A 395-nucleotide genomic window follows, 5' to 3' on the forward strand; every position below is an offset into this window, starting at 1 on the left:
TAATACACTGCCATATCTTCTACCTTAAAACCTGCGTTTACAAATTCCTGTACTGCTTTTCGCCCTGTATCGTCATTATCAAGAAAAGCACGAACAGAGGTTATATTTCTTTTGTTCAGGTAGTGAATACTTCTTGCTACATTACTCACAGAATTCATCACGAGACAGACACTCGTTATTTCTTTTTTCATTGAAAGAAAAGAGAGAAAGTCCATAAATCCCTCGAACAAACAGACAGGCTGTTCCATGTCCTCAAATATCGGAGTGATGTCTTTCGGAGCAACTGTTCCCTTAAACAAATGATTGTCCCGAAGTTCATAGCCTCCCGAAGAATTGGCAAAGCCGATGGCTTCATGTCTTCTTCCCCTTACCTCGTAGCTGATACATTTGAGAAA

Annotated in this window: 1 protein-coding gene; it reads right to left on the reverse strand. The window is 40.0% G+C overall.

Going from position 1 to position 395, the window contains the following annotated elements; all coding sequences use genetic code 11:
• On the reverse strand, positions 1 to 395 hold a 395-nt coding region (locus tag HMPREF2983_RS08080; RefSeq protein ID WP_141757647.1), incomplete at both ends, for a toprim domain-containing protein.

The sequence above is a fragment of the Prevotella sp. HMSC077E09 genome, from assembly GCF_001814685.1.
Taxonomy (GTDB): domain Bacteria; phylum Bacteroidota; class Bacteroidia; order Bacteroidales; family Bacteroidaceae; genus Prevotella; species Prevotella oris.